The following is a 14,687-nucleotide window of genomic DNA, read 5'->3' as shown; positions in this document are numbered from 1 at the left end:
AAAACCTATCTTAGATTAATTTTTTTTGTAATACATTTTTATATAAATATGAAGTATATCAATGGCAGCTGGGGTAATTCCGCTGATTTCGCTTGCTGCAAAAAGAGTTGGCGGGTTAAATTTTTGTAGTTTTTCTACTACTTCATTACTAAGACCTGAGATTGAGCTAAAATCCATCATAGGTGGGATTTTGACATTTAACATCTCTTTCATTTTGTCAATTTGTTCTTTTTGCTTTTGTATATAGTTTTTATATTTTGCTTCAACTAGGATTTGTTCTTTTGCTACTGTACTAAAAGATGCAATTAAATCAGATAATTTTTCTAGTTTTTCTATATTGAAAGTTTTTCTAGCAACTATTTTTTGTAAGCTTACTTTATCTGTTATCTTATCTTCTCCAAGCTTTTTTAAATAAGCAATGTTTTCTTTTGAAGGCGTTAAATAAGTTTCTTCAAGATATTCTAAACCTCTGTTTAATTCATCTTGTTTTTTAACTACTTTATCATAGGTATTTTCATCAATAAGACCTAGTTTATAACCATAAGGGCTTAATCTAAGATCAGCATTGTCTTCTCTTAAAAGCAGTCGATACTCAGCTCTACTTGTAAACATACGATAAGGCTCTTTTGTCCCTTTTGTTACCAAATCATCTATCAAAACTCCTATATAAGCTTCATCTCTTCTAAGAATAAATGGCTCCATATCATCTATGCTTAAAGCTGCATTGATTCCTGCCATAAGCCCTTGAGCTGCTGCTTCTTCATATCCTGTTGTTCCATTTATCTGGCCAGCACAATATAGTCCTTCAACTTTTTTAGTTTCAAGCGTATGAGTCAGTTCAGTTGGATTTACATAATCATACTCAATAGCATAGCCATATCTCACTATTTTTGCATTTTCCATACCTTTTATGGAGTGAAGCATACTAAGTTGAGTATCAGGTGGTAAAGAGGTTGTGAGTCCATTTATGTAGTATTCAGTTGCCTCAAGAGTTTGAGGTTCTATAAATAGATGGTGTCTTTCTTTGTCCCTGAAACGATTTATTTTATCTTCAATACTAGGGCAATACCTTGGGCCTGTTCCTTCAATTTGTCCCGTAAAAAGTGGAGCTCTGTGAAAATTTCCTTCTATTATATTATGTGTTGTTTCGTTTGTGTATGTAATATAACATGGAAGTTGTGTTGGATTAAAAGTTTCCCTTGGAGTTCTAAAACTAAAAGGGATTGGTTTTTCATCTCCTGGTTGAACTTCCATCTTTGAAAAATCTATACTTTTTGCATCTATCCTAGCACAAGTACCAGTCTTTAGTCTTCCCATATCTAAACCCAAAGATTTTAGAGAGTGAGAAAGATTGATTGATGGAAACTCTCCAACTCTTCCTGCTTCTTGTTTAAATTCTCCAATGTGAATTAAACCTCTTAAAAATGTACCTGTTGTAAGTATGATTTTTTTTGCATGATAGTGATTTTTTAGATGAGTTATGATTCCAGTTACTTTCCCCTCTTTTGTTACAATTTCTTCAGCTATTTCTTGAGCTACTTCTAGGTTGTCTGTATTTAAAATTAAGTTGCGCATATAGATTCTATATCTATCCATATCTATTTGAGCACGACTTCCTTGAACTGCTGGTCCTTTTGATTGATTTAATATTCTAAATTGAATTCCTGCTGTATCTGTTGCTAATCCCATTTGACCACCAAGCGCGTCAATCTCTTTTACCAAATGACCTTTTGCTAACCCACCAATAGCAGGATTACAGCTAGCTGCTCCAATTTGCTCAGCTAAAATTGTTATAAGTAGAGTTTTTTTGCCGAGTCTTGCGCTAACTAAAGCAGCTTCAATACCAGCATGCCCTCCACCAACTACAATAACATCATATTTCATTAATTACCTTTAGTTTCATTATTATAGTTATTATACTATTTTTTTTCTGTATAAATTATTTTGTTTTTACATGTAAAGAAAAATATAAAGAAGAAATAAATCCTAAAAATGTAAGAGTAGCACTGAGTCCAAAAGCATAAGAAAAATCACCAAATTTATCTACCAAAGCTCCAGCTCCAACCGGGCCTAGGATTTGGCCTATACCAAAGAAGATAGTAACAAGACTCAAAATCTTAGCAGTATTTGCAATTCCAAAAAGCTCACTACTTAAAACTGCCATTATTGAAGGAACTCCCCATGCTGAAACTCCGAACAAAAATGCTGACACCCAAAGCATATAAACAGGAGTATCTAAAGCAAGTATTAGATGAGATATTATATTGATAAAAAATATCAAAGATAGGGTTCTAAATGTTCCTATTTTATCGGAGATTGTTCCAAAAATCGGGCCTGCAAAAAGGCTTGAAAAACCAAGTAATGCCCAAAAGCTCCCAGATATGTTGGTGCCAAGTGACCATTTAACCTCACTAGCAAGAACAAAAAAAGTAATATACACTACATAAGTTATACCAAAAAGTAGGTATATTGAGGCTACTTTTATAAAATTTGAATCTATTAGAGTTTGCAGTATTTTTAACTGATTATGTAGGTTTTTGTGAGTATCATGTGGAGTATGCACTAAGCCTTTTTTTATGATAAATGATATAAAAAAGATGATGATGCTAAATCCAATCCAGCTATATTTCCATGATAACTGATCATAATAACTATTTAAAATTGGCACTACAAAGCCACTAAAAATTATTGCACTTCCAATTCCTATTACAACCATACCAGTAGCTTTTCCTCTAATATTTTGAGGTACTATTTGAGCGATATATGTCATGATAGAAATATTTGCTAAGGCTCCAAAAAAACCAGTTACAAAAAATGAGATACTTGCTAAAAAAACAGTAGTGCAAAATGCCATAGCTATCATACTTGCACTTTGAGTTAGAAGCGATCTAAATATTAGAGTTGAGGCTCCAAATTTATTGTAAAATCTCCCGCTAAATAAAAGTCCAAGAAGATATCCTAAAAAGTTTGCACTTCCTATCCAGCCAATTTGGGTGTTATTGAGGTTTAAATCAATCTGCATATTTGGCAAAATCATTCCAAAAGCAAATCTAGCCAAACCTAAACAAGAAAAAACAACCAATATAGATGAGACAATAGCCCACTTGTAATCTTTCAACTACTATCTCCTTTTTAACTGACCTTACGCACTATATATAGTTCTTGATAAAACAAGAAGACGTTATATGCAAGGCAGATTTTTAAAAGCCTAGCTAAAGCTAAGGTGAGAAAATCTAACGATGTCAGATAATGCCTTATTGTTTTACCCTTTGGGTGCTTTTTGCAACACTCCCTTGGGTCGTTAAAAAGTTTCAAGTTACCTACGGGTAGCTTTTCAACTTTTTGCCTACCAATGAAATGTTGCAAAAAACATCAAGTACTACATATAGTGCGTAAGGTTAGTTATTTAAAATAGTATTAATTATATTTTTATTAAGCTTAAAACATATATAATCAAGTCAAAATAGAGCAAGAGGTAGATATGTTCACAGGACTCATAAGAGAAATTGCAAGTGTAGTAAGCTACAAAGATTCAATCCTTAGTTTAAAAGCAAAACATAAAGCAAAATTGGGTGATAGCATAGCAGTAAATGGAGTTTGCTTAACAGTAATTGCAATAAAAGATGATATTTTTAGTGTAGAACTCTCAGGCGAAACAAGAAGCATAATGGCTCATGAAAATTTAAAAGATAAAGTACATATAGAACCAGCTATGAGATTAAGCGACAGACTAGAAGGGCATATAGTTCAAGGTCATGTTGACTGTGTCGGGCAAATTACGCAAATTTCGAAAAATGATAATGCAGTTGACATGAGAGTAAAAATTCCAAGTGAATTTAAAAAATTCATTATACCAAAAGGAAGTATTGCAATTGATGGAGTAAGTCTAACCATAAATGAAGTTGGAGAAAATGATTTTAGATTGACTATAATCTCACATACTCTAAAAGAGACCTTATTTAGTGAGTATAATCAAGGAAGAAGAGTAAACATCGAAACTGATATGTTTGCTAGATATATCTACCATATGTTTAAAACAGATGAAAAACTTACTTGGGATAAAGTTGATAATATAATGGCTTTGTATTGATGGAGTATTTTTTTACAGATAAAACTATAGGTAAAAATATAGCTAAACTTCAACAAAAAGTTGGCAACAAAAAGCTTTTATTTATGAAACAAACTCATAGCGATATAGTTGAAATTGTAGATAAAAATTGGATTACAAAAGAGTGTGATGCTATGATAAGTGCTGATAGAGATGTAGCTTTGGTAGTAGTTGTAGCAGATTGTAATCCTGTGATTATTGAAGATAATAACAAACAAATTGTAGCAGTTGTTCATGCTGGTAGAGTTGGCTCATACAAAGGCATAGTAGCAAAAACTATTTTAAAGATGCAAAAAGAGTTTGAAAGTAGTTTAAAAGATTTATATGTAGTCTTTGGGCCATCAATAAAAAAGTGCTGTTATGAAGTAGGAGATGAGGTGTTAAATGAGAGATTACATAGTGGGGCATTAGCAAAAGATTTTACTACATGTAAAGAAGGTAAATATTATCTTGACTTAATCTCTTTAAACCTTTATGAACTTGACAAGTTAGGCGTAAAAAACATAAAAATAGACTCTACATGTACATGTTGTAGTAGTGATTATTTTTCATATAGAAGAGATAAAACAGATAAAAGATTTTGTGGAGTTGCACACCTATGAATTTACTTGATGTAAAGATTCCAGATTTTGGGGAGAGTTTTGAAGCTCTTTATGAAAAAGATGAGGTATTGATTGAGAGAATTGTAAGTTCTGATTTATTAGAAGATAAAAGTTATGTTCAAGATTATGATGAGTTTGTAGTGTTAATTAAGGGTGAAGCTAAACTTTTGGTAGATAAAGATGAGGTAATTTTAAAAGAGTTAGATACACTTTTAATCCCAAAAGGAGTTTATCATAAAGTTTTAGAAACAAAAAAAGGAAGTGTTTGGTTATGTATCCACCTAAAAAAGTAGCTATCAGATTTTCACCACAAGAGATAAGTATCATCCAAAGAGCAAAAGCTCATGGGATTGATTTTTTGTCAAATGAATACCTAGCAAAAGAGCTATTTTCTTTACATGTAGAAAATAAAAATTTAAGCCAAATTGTAGATAAAGTTTTAAAAGTTGAAAAATTAGTAGATGAAGCTATAAATCTAGCTCAAATGAGTAGTGAGGGGTTATAACCCCCTCATTTATAGGTTTTTATTTACTTAGTTGCTTCTTTGATTGCAGCTAGTGCTGAATCATAGTTTGGCTCTTCTGTGATTTCAGGAACAATTTCTTTATAAGTTACTTTTCCGTTCGCATCAACTACAAAGATAGCTCTACATGTAACACCAGCTAGTGGTCCATCAGCTACTAAAACTCCATAAGCATTTGCAAAGTCTTTGTTTCTAAAGTCGCTTCCAACTTGAAGATTTTCTATGCCTTCAGTTGTACAAAATCTACCCATTGCAAATGGTAAGTCCATAGAAACTACCGTTACACCAGCATTTTCAATTTTTGCTGCTTCTTCGTTGAATTTTCTAGTTTCAGCTGCACATACAGGAGTATCAAGAGATGGTACTACCACGATAACTTGAGCTTTCCCTTGAGCTCCACCTACTTCGATTTCACTTAAGTCTTGTGCTACTACTTTTACAGCTGGAGCAGAATCTCCAACATTTACTTCGTTACCAGAAAGGTTTACATCATTGCCTTTTAATTTTGTTGTTGCCATTTTTTTTCCTTAAAATAATTTTGATGAGATTATATCTTTAATAGGATAAAAAAACTCTTAATTGTGTTTTTATATTTTTGCAATAGGCTCGCTAAAATGAAAACCTTGCATATATTTTATATCAAAATCCCCTAGCACATCAACGATTTCTTGAGAACTTACATGCTCAGCAATAATATCTATATCAAGCAATTTTGCAAATTTAACGATTGCACCAACGATATGATATTCATTTGAAGTTTTTGTTAAATTTTTGATAAGAGAGCCATCTATTTTGATAAAATCAGGTTTTATTTGTAATAGATATGAAAAATTAGAATATCCAGAGCCAAAATCATCAATAGCAAATCTAACTCCAAGTTTTTTCATCTCATAAATGAATGGAATAATCTCTTCAAAATTTGATATTTCCTCTGATTCTAAAAGTTCAAAAATTAACTTATTTTGAACATTGTATTTTTTTAGTTTTTTATGAATAAACTCTACGGTTTTTTCATTTAGTATATCATCAATTGATAGATTTATTGAAAAAGAAGCATCTTTTTTATCAAAAATCTTAAAAGTCTTTTCTATCATTATCTTAGTTAGTTCAGGATATAGCTTGGTTTCTTTTGCAATATTTAAAAATATATAAGGTGAGATTACATTATCATTGTCAATTAGTCTTATTAGAGCTTCGTATTTTTTCTCTTTTGGATTTTTTATATTTATGATTTCTTGGAAATAAGGAACTATAAAGTCATTTTCAATGGCATATGAAATTTTTTGCTTCCATAAAATATTTTCTTTATGTCTATTCATATTTGGATTTGAGTTTGAATACTTCATGAAAGCTACTTTATTTCTAGCTGCTTCATTTAGAGCTAAATCAGCTTTTTCTAAGAGGTTACCTTCTCCATCAGATATTCCACAAGTAAAACTTATGGTCGTGTTTATTTGTAATTTCTTATCTTCAAAATGCTCTTTTGATACGATTTTGTTTAATTGCTTGATTAAATTTTCTTCTGTATCATTTAAGTCATTTTTATCAATTAGTAGTAGGTACTCATCAGAGCCAATTCTATAAAGTTCAGCATTATGTTTTTTACTAAAATCTTTCAAAATATTGGCAAATTTGATTAAAACAAAGTTCCCAGCTTGAACACCATAATAATCATTTATATTTTTAAATAAATCAATATCAAGTAAAAATAAAATAGGATTTTTATAACTTTTTATATCCTTCCAAAAAGCTCTTCTGTTTTTTAATTTTGTTAAATCATCAGTATAAAGTTTTTCTTGCAAATCATCAGTAAGAATTTTGATAGATTTTGCCATCTCATTAAATTCAGCTTTAAGTTTTCCTATCTCATCCTTTTCTTTTATCTCTAATTGATAATCAAAGTTCTTTTCTTTTAATTTTTTTGTACCAATTATTATCTCTTGTATTCTGTTTGATATATTATTAGAAAGATAAATTGCAACATATATAATAAGTATAATTAAAAATATAGTTGCTATTACCATTTTGTTGATTTGGCTTTTTATTTCATCAAATATATTTTTGGTAATTTCATTAATAGATTTTTTTATATTTTTTTCTTCTTTTACCAGTATCTTATCAACATTTTCTTTCGTTTTAGTAGCAGCCTTGTGAAACTCATCAACATTTGCTCCGATAGTTACAAATCCAAAACCTATTTTTGATTTGTTATAATCCCCTGTATAATACGGTATAGAAGCAGCTGTCGTTAGTTTCCATACATTACTCCAAAAAATGATAAAAGATCCATACCCTCCATCTTCACTTAATTGTTTCCAATCTTGGCATTGTGGTGCAAAATTCAAATAACGACAATCAAGTCCAACTTGACCAATTTTTACCTGCTCTAAATTGGGCTTTTTCTTAAGTGATTGATTGTAAAAGAGAGGTTGTTTTTGTAAAAATTTATTTAAATCTTTCATGCCACTTTTTTTGAATTTTTTTGCAAAATCTAAATCAATCCAGCCAGGTACCATTTCCCCAGTTTTTGGATCATAACCTACTATAAAATAATCTCTAGGATGTGAAATTGCTTTAAAATCTGCACTCCACATAAAAGCATAGTTTCCTTTGCTAGCATCAGATATATCTAAAGGCATTGTGCCAGTTGGATTGACAAAATCAGTAAAATTCATCAAATGTTCATGATCTAGTGCTAAAGTCAGATATCCTTGAAGTTTTTTATCTCTATACACAGGAGTTACGAATCTTACAATACCTTCAAATTTTTTGCCAACAGGGTTTTCAGCACCTGCGTAAGCATACTTTTGTGGTTCAAACTTTATATTTGCTTTTTTAGTTTTTTCTTTTGTAAAAGAGCCTATTATTGGGGAAGGAACATATGCCCCTATTACTTTAGATACATAAATCTCACCCTCTTTAAGCTTTAAAGCCTCTTCGTAGTAATTTTCAGCTTTACAGTATGTATTTTGCTTTATAGAAATATTTTTCAGTTTTTTATCGATCGAAGAAATCTTATAAATTTCTTCTCCATTTACATCAAAATATGTTATTTCTTTATATATTGGTATAGATTTTTTATTTATTTTTTTAAGTACTACTTTGTGAAACTCTCTTTTATTATCTTTTAGTATCGCAAACTCTTTTTTAGTTTTTTCTTTTGTAGTTTCATTTGGTAACCATTTGTCTAGTCTTTCATCGTAATGATATGAAATTGGTACATAAATCTCTCTTGATTTTCTATCATAAAAGTTTTTTAAAACAGTAGGATTTATAGTTTGCTTAGATAAGAATAAAATATCTTGGTCTCTTTGTTTTAAAAACTCTGCAACCTTATTTGCAATTTCATATGTTTTATTTTCTAACATTTCTTGAGATTTTCTATCTAGCGCTTTAATGCTATCTTGAATTGTTAAATCGGTAGTGTTTTTTATGGATTTGGTACTTTTTGTAATGATTTGTGATGAACTTTTATGCAGTAATTTATCTATCTCTAAAAAGCTAAAAAGACCAATAGCTGCGAGCAAAAGTAACGGTAGAATCTTAAAAACGATAAAAACAATTACGAGTTTTGTTTTTATCGAATAATCATTAAAGTGTGCCATAATTAATATTATAGCTATATAAGTATAATATTAGACTTAACTTAATGTGTTATATTTTTCTATATCATAAATGAAAATTTCAGGGTGATGTTTAAAGCTATCTAAAGGAAGTCCAGCTTTTTGTAAAAGATGTCCAAAAAAGCTTTCAAATTCTGGAAGTTCTTCCCAAACTTGTGGTAAAAATGTTGCTTGATTTGAACCTAAAATCAAAATAACACCATCTTTAAAAGGAGTGATTTTCCCTTTTAAGTCTTCTATGTTTTCATATAAAACTTTTTTAGGTTCGCTTAGTAATGAAACTTCAACATCAGTAATATCAAGTTCTTCTTTTTTTAGTTTAGGAAATCTAGGATCCATAAAAGCAGCATTTAGAGCATTTGCCATTATATCTTCTATAAGAGGTCTTTTGGCTACTAGTGAGCCTATACAGCCTCTTAGTTTATGATTTTGAGTAAGAGTTACAAATGAAGCGCCATTATCTTTTAGCCAAGGATATTTACATGTATATATTTTTGGGTCAATTTCTTTGTTTTCAAAAGCTAGTTTTATTGTTTCTTTAGCAATTTTTACAACTATATTTTTCATACTTTCAATGTTTCCTCTGGTTTTCCTATATAAAAACCTTGTGCATAATCCACTCCTAATTCTTCGACAACTTCCAATACTTCTTTAGAGTGAACAAATTCGGCAACTGTTTTTATCTTTAACTCTTTTGCAAAATTTACGATTGTTTTTGTTATGATTCTCATATCATCATTTTGGTGAATATTTTTAATCAAGCTTCCATCGAGTTTTAAAAAATCTACTTGAAGCTCAACTATTCTTTCAAAATTTGAATACCCTGAGCCAAAATCATCTATCGCGATTTTTGCTCCGTATGATTTGACTTCTTCAGTAAATTTCATAACCTCTTTATAATTTTCAATACCTTCACTTTCTAACAGTTCAAAGATAATCCAAGGCCCAATTCCACTATCTTCTAGTAGTTTTAAAATAAACTTTTTTGTTTCTTTATTGTTTATGTCTAAAAATGATAAATTCACAGAAAATTCACTAGGTGCAACTAAAAATGTATCTACACTTTTTTGTATAAGCTTTTTTGAGAGTTCAGGATAAATTTTTGATTGTTTAGCAAAGTCTAAAAAGTCATATGGAGTCTTTATACTTCCATCACTATCTTTTATACGCATTAAAGATTCATACTTTTCTATTTGATTTGTTTGTATGTTTAAGATTGGTTGAAAATAAGGTATTACCAAATCATTTTCGCAGGCATTTTTTAAGAGTTTTGAAATTTGAATATTTTTTGTGTATTCTTCTTCTTTGTTACTGTTTTTATCATAAATCATAAAAGCTTTTTTAGCATATTTTGCTTCTTTATAAGCTATTTGTGAAAGTTTTTGGTGATTTTTTATACTTTGTGATGCTCCAATAGTAAGAGATATATCAACTTCAGTTCCATTGTGTACAAATTTTTCATTTAAAATATCTTTTGAAATTTTTGTAAGATACTCTTTTAGCTTGGATTCTTCTATTTTTGAGTAGCACACCATGGCATATATCTGCTTCTAATTTATAAAGTTTTGTGTTTTTATTTAATGTGTTTTTAGATAGCCACCTTGCTACTTGTTTTAGTATTTCATCTCCAAAATCATTTCCATATAGATTATTTATCATATCAAATGAGTCAATGTTAATCAAGATATATGTTATCTCATCTTTTGAACTTTTTAGATTATTGTCTGTAAAAAGTTTTAGTCTATTTGGTAGTTTTGTTAGTGAATCTTGGTAAAGTGTATTTTGTGCATTTGTTTTACTAACTTTTAACTCTGTTATATCTTTTGCGATGAAAAGAATCTCTTTTAGTTTGTTTCTTTCGTTGTTTATTGGGATGAGTGTAACTTCTAGATATATTTTTTCATTATTTATGTAAAAAGAAACTGTTCCTTCCCATGATAAATTACATTTTAATGTTTCAATGATTTCATTAGTTTTACCATTTATAAGTTCAGCCATATTGATATTTTTTAATTCATTTTTTGTTACATGCATGATTTGGCAAAATTGTCTGTTTGCATGCAAAATTTTAAATTTGAAATTTAGCTTGGCAAAGATTACATTATTTTCAAAGGCGTTTATATAAATTTGTGAATTTGTAAAATCAATATTGTCTTTTATATTTTTTCTTTTTGTAAGAAAGTTTTCAAAAATAATCAAAAATAAAACAGTACACAAAATTGTATATGATGCTTCATTTTCTTGAAAATAAATCGATATACCAAGAGATATGAGCAAAAAATATATAATTATTTTTAAATTAAACTTACCCAAAACTTCATCCTAACTCCTTATCGCGTTTGATACTCTATCTAAAAAGAGTTAAATATTGGTTAAAAATAACCACCTAACTATATAACAAGCTAATTTTAAACTTAATTTTTGTATAATCACGCTTCAATCTCACACACACCAATCCTTTATAGGTTGCAAACGACCGTTTGTTGATGGGTGTGGAGGCAAAACCAAAAATTAAACAAAGGAGAACTTCATGGTAGCAATGAAGGATTTATTGGAGTGCGGAGTACACTTCGGACACCAAACAAGAAGATGGAATCCAAAAATGAAAAAATTCATTTTTGGTGAAAGAAAAAATATCTATATCATAGATTTACAAAAAACTCTTAGATATTTTAGACATACTTACAACATCGTAAGAGATGCAGCGGCTGAAGGTAAAACAATACTATTTGTTGGTACGAAAAAACAAGCAAGCCATGCTATAAAAGAAGCAGCAACTGCTTGTGGAATGCCTTATGTTAACCACAGATGGTTAGGTGGTATGTTAACAAACTATAACACAATCAAATTATCTATTAGAAAACTTGATATCATCGAAAAGATGGAAGAAGATGGTCAAGTTGATTTATTGACTAAAAAAGAAGCTCTTATGCTTAGAAGAAAAAAGCAAAAATTATTAGATTATCTAAGCGGAATTAGAGATATGAAAACTGCACCAGATATGGTGTTTGTAATTGATACAGTAAAAGAAAAAATTGCAGTAAAAGAGGCAAGAAGACTTGGTATTCCAGTTGTTGCTCCAATTGATACAAACTGTGATCCTGACGAAGTTGATTTTCCAATTCCAGGAAATGATGATGCAATTCGTTCAATCCAACTATTCTGTAATGAAATGAAAGAAGCAATCATCGAAGGAAAAGAGTTAAGAGCTCAAGATGAGGCTGAGGCTGAAACTACTAATGAAATCAGCGAAGAAGAAAAAGCTGAGTTAGTTGAAGAAGCAGTTAGTGAAGGTGAAAAAGAAGAAGCAAAAAGCGACGAAAAAGTAGAGGAAGAGTAATCATGGCAGCTATTAGTGCAAAACTTGTAAAAGAGCTAAGAGAGTTAAGTGGCGCTGGTATGATGGATTGTAAAAAAGCGCTAGTTGAGTGTGAAGGTGACATTGATAAAGCGATGGAACTTTTAAAAGAAAAAGGTCTTGGTAAAGTTGCTAAAAAAGCTGACAGAGTTGCAGCTGAAGGACTTGCAGGACTTAAAATAGAAGGCGATAAGGGAGTTGCTTTAGAGATTAACTCTGAAACAGACTTTGTTGCTAAAAATGATGCTTTTCAAGAGCTTGTAGCTAAAACAGTTGATTATGTTTTTGATAATGAGCCAGCTGATGTAGATGCTGTAATGAGTGGTGAGTTTGGAACTTACTTTACTGATGCAGTTGCAAAAATTGGTGAAAAGATTGAGCTTAGAAGATTTTCTGTTGTAAAAGCTGGAGAAAATGAATCTTTAAATGGTTACATTCACTCAAACAATAGAATTGCTGTTATCGTAAAAGCAAAATGTGATAGCGATAAAACTGCTGAAGCAATCAAGCCATTTTTGAAAAATATAGCAATGCATGCAAGTGCAATGAAGCCAACTACACTTTCTTACCAAGATTTTGACATGGCTTATGTAGAGAGTGAAACAAAAGGTAGAATTGAAGTTATTAAAAAAGAGAATGAAGAGTTAGCAAGACTTAAAAAACCTCTTAAAAATGTACCAGAGTATGTTTCTCGTCTACAACTTACTGATGAAGTAATTGCACAAGCAGAAGAAAAAATAAAAGATGAATTAAGAGCTGAAGGTAAGCCTGAGAAAATTTTTGATAGAATTGTTCCAGGTAAAATTGCTAGATATATTTTAGACAATACAACTCTAGATCAAGAGCAATGTTTACTAGACCAACAATATGTTATGGATGACAAATTAACAGTAGCTGAAGCTATAAAAGCTGAGGCAGACAGACTTGGTGGAAGTGCCCAGATTGTAGAATTTGTTAGAATTGAAGTTGGTGAAGGAATAGAGAAAAAAGAAGAAGATTTCGCTGCTGAAGTAGCTAGTCAAATAGGCTAATTTCAATAATAAAATAGGGAAGGATTTATTCTTTCCCTTTTCTACATGTAAAGGTAAGTCATTGAGCCTTTTAGAAGTAAAAAATCTCTCTCACTCATTTGAATATCAACTTTTTGAAAATATAAATTTTACTCTTGAAAAACAAGATTCTATTAGCATTGTAGGTGTTAGTGGAAGTGGTAAATCAACTTTACTTCATATTTGCTCAACACTCTTAGAGCCAAATAAAGGAGAAGTATTTCTTTTTGGCAAAAATCTGTATAAACAAAAAAACAAAGAACTACTTAGAATTAGAAGAGAAGATATAGGTATCATCTTTCAATCGCATTATCTTTTTAAAGGTTTTAACACTTTTGAAAATATTGAACTTGCTACTTTATTAAATGATACAAAAATTGATGAAGAGTTATTAAAACTTTTAGGAATTGAAAAATTATTAGATTATAAGGTTGGTGAACTCTCTGGTGGCCAGCAGCAAAGAGTATCAATAGCAAGAGTTTTATCAAAAAAACCAAAAATTATCTTTGCAGATGAGCCAACTGGAAACTTGGATTCTAAAACTGCAAATGAAGTGATGCAAATACTATTTAAATACATAAAAGACAATGATGCAGCATTGATGCTTGTAACTCATGATGCAAATCTAGCCAAAAGATGTAATAAAACAATGTCATGCAGTCTTTAGTAGAATTTTTAAGGCAAAACCATGTAATACTTTTTTTGCTACTTTTTACAAGACTTAGTGGTCTTATGGCCTTTTTCCCGTTTTTTTCTCATATGAGGATTCCTATGAGTATTAAAACTGCTATGGTTTTTTTCATGACTATATTTTTATATCCTATGGCAAATTTTCCTGATATAAATCTTAGTGTAGGAGGGATTTTACTAGCACTTGTTAGTGAATTGTTTTTAGGTTTTATAGCTGGTTTGTTTTTGTATATAGTATTTGCTATGTTAGAGTTAGCTGGTATGCAAATTTCATTTGTGATGGGGTTTACTATGGCTAGTGTAATTGATCCTCAATCAGGAACATCTCTGCCACTAATGAGTACAGCTCTGACATTATTGGCACTAGTTGTTCTTTTAGCATTTAATGGACATCATTATATGATACTTTTTATGGTTAAATCTTTAGATATTTTGCCTCTTGGGAGTTTTTATCCTGACCATGGTATTTGGACTTATCTTTTAAAAGCAGTGGCCAACTTGTTTATGTTTGGATTTATCCTAGCTTTTCCAATCGTAGGGCTTTCTTTGTTAGCTGATATTGTTTTTGGAATGCTTATGAAAACAATGCCTCAGTTTAATTTACTAGTAGTTGGCTTTCCGATAAAGATCATGGTTGCATTTGTAGTCTTAATAGCAGTATTAAGTTCAATCATGTTTATCTTTAAAAGAGAGTTATTAGAAGCCATTAATAATCTAACAATTTTATTTTAATA

15 protein-coding genes are annotated in these 14,687 nt (G+C 30.3%); 8 read left to right on the top strand and 7 right to left on the bottom strand.

The window, feature by feature from the left end; translation table 11 throughout:
* Window positions 1-15 precede the first annotated feature (15 nt).
* Window positions 16-1,884 (bottom strand): tRNA uridine-5-carboxymethylaminomethyl(34) synthesis enzyme MnmG, encoded by a 1,869-nt coding sequence (mnmG, locus tag ACKGJI_RS09275; RefSeq protein WP_458700003.1) that lies wholly within the window; start codon window positions 1,882-1,884, stop codon window positions 16-18.
* Window positions 1,885-1,939: 55 nt separating this feature from the next.
* The gene (locus tag ACKGJI_RS09270; RefSeq protein ID WP_458700002.1) at window positions 1,940-3,118 is read right to left on the bottom strand and encodes a YbfB/YjiJ family MFS transporter; all 1,179 of its coding nucleotides are present in this window, start codon (window positions 3,116-3,118) and stop codon (window positions 1,940-1,942) included.
* Window positions 3,119-3,481: 363 nt separating this feature from the next.
* Here ACKGJI_RS09270 and ACKGJI_RS09265 point away from each other — a divergent pair, with 363 nt between their 5' ends.
* The 4 genes from ACKGJI_RS09265 to ACKGJI_RS09250 are packed head-to-tail and all read left to right on the top strand — an operon-like array spanning window position 3,482 to window position 5,215.
* On the top strand, window positions 3,482-4,090 hold the full coding sequence (locus tag ACKGJI_RS09265; RefSeq protein WP_458700001.1) for a riboflavin synthase: 609 nt from the start codon (window positions 3,482-3,484) through the stop codon (window positions 4,088-4,090).
* Window positions 4,090-4,710, top strand: a complete 621-nt coding sequence (pgeF, locus tag ACKGJI_RS09260) for a peptidoglycan editing factor PgeF (protein ID WP_458700000.1) — start codon at window positions 4,090-4,092, stop codon at window positions 4,708-4,710. The genes ACKGJI_RS09265 and pgeF overlap by 1 nt, the downstream gene beginning before the upstream one ends.
* A complete protein-coding gene (locus ACKGJI_RS09255) occupies window positions 4,707-5,003 on the top strand; it encodes a cupin domain-containing protein (RefSeq protein WP_458699999.1) in 297 nt (98 codons plus the stop codon). Before pgeF ends, ACKGJI_RS09255 begins: the two co-directional genes overlap by 4 nt.
* Window positions 4,982-5,215: a hypothetical protein gene (locus ACKGJI_RS09250; protein ID WP_458699998.1), complete on the top strand. Its 234-nt coding sequence runs from the start codon at window positions 4,982-4,984 to the stop codon at window positions 5,213-5,215. The genes ACKGJI_RS09255 and ACKGJI_RS09250 overlap by 22 nt, the downstream gene beginning before the upstream one ends.
* Window positions 5,216-5,238: 23 nt before the next feature.
* On the opposite strand, the gene prx-suh is transcribed toward ACKGJI_RS09250, so the two are convergent.
* The 5 genes from prx-suh to ACKGJI_RS09225 form a co-directional block, all read right to left on the bottom strand.
* The gene (prx-suh, locus tag ACKGJI_RS09245) at window positions 5,239-5,751 is read right to left on the bottom strand and encodes a thiol peroxidase Prx-SUH (RefSeq protein WP_458699997.1); all 513 of its coding nucleotides are present in this window, start codon (window positions 5,749-5,751) and stop codon (window positions 5,239-5,241) included.
* Window positions 5,752-5,820: 69 nt separating this feature from the next.
* The gene (locus ACKGJI_RS09240; RefSeq protein ID WP_458699996.1) at window positions 5,821-8,838 is read right to left on the bottom strand and encodes an EAL domain-containing protein; all 3,018 of its coding nucleotides are present in this window, start codon (window positions 8,836-8,838) and stop codon (window positions 5,821-5,823) included.
* Between the two features lie 36 nt (window positions 8,839-8,874).
* On the bottom strand, window positions 8,875-9,423 hold the full coding sequence (amrA, locus tag ACKGJI_RS09235; RefSeq protein ID WP_458699995.1) for an AmmeMemoRadiSam system protein A: 549 nt from the start codon (window positions 9,421-9,423) through the stop codon (window positions 8,875-8,877).
* Complete coding sequence (locus tag ACKGJI_RS09230) at window positions 9,420-10,391, bottom strand: EAL domain-containing protein (RefSeq protein WP_458699994.1); 972 nt, start codon at window positions 10,389-10,391, stop codon at window positions 9,420-9,422. Before ACKGJI_RS09230 ends, amrA begins: the two co-directional genes overlap by 4 nt.
* Window positions 10,315-11,169 (bottom strand): PAS domain-containing protein, encoded by an 855-nt coding sequence (locus ACKGJI_RS09225; RefSeq protein ID WP_458699993.1) that lies wholly within the window; start codon window positions 11,167-11,169, stop codon window positions 10,315-10,317. The genes ACKGJI_RS09230 and ACKGJI_RS09225 overlap by 77 nt, the downstream gene beginning before the upstream one ends.
* A 217-nt stretch (window positions 11,170-11,386) precedes the next feature.
* On the opposite strand from ACKGJI_RS09225, the gene rpsB reads away from it, so the two are divergent.
* From rpsB to fliR, 4 genes are all read left to right on the top strand, one after another.
* Complete coding sequence (gene rpsB / locus ACKGJI_RS09220; protein WP_458699992.1) at window positions 11,387-12,196, top strand: 30S ribosomal protein S2; 810 nt, start codon at window positions 11,387-11,389, stop codon at window positions 12,194-12,196.
* Window positions 12,197-12,198: 2 nt separating this feature from the next.
* On the top strand, window positions 12,199-13,245 hold the full coding sequence (gene tsf / locus ACKGJI_RS09215; protein WP_458699991.1) for a translation elongation factor Ts: 1,047 nt from the start codon (window positions 12,199-12,201) through the stop codon (window positions 13,243-13,245).
* Between the two features lie 61 nt (window positions 13,246-13,306).
* Window positions 13,307-13,930: an ABC transporter ATP-binding protein gene (locus ACKGJI_RS09210; protein WP_458699989.1), complete on the top strand. Its 624-nt coding sequence runs from the start codon at window positions 13,307-13,309 to the stop codon at window positions 13,928-13,930.
* Complete coding sequence (gene fliR, locus ACKGJI_RS09205; RefSeq protein ID WP_458699988.1) at window positions 13,918-14,685, top strand: flagellar biosynthetic protein FliR; 768 nt, start codon at window positions 13,918-13,920, stop codon at window positions 14,683-14,685. The genes ACKGJI_RS09210 and fliR overlap by 13 nt, the downstream gene beginning before the upstream one ends.
* Window positions 14,686-14,687: the final 2 nt, after the last annotated feature.

Source organism: Sulfurospirillum sp. 1307, from assembly GCF_054408545.1.
This window is presented reverse-complemented; position numbering and strand designations above follow the sequence as displayed.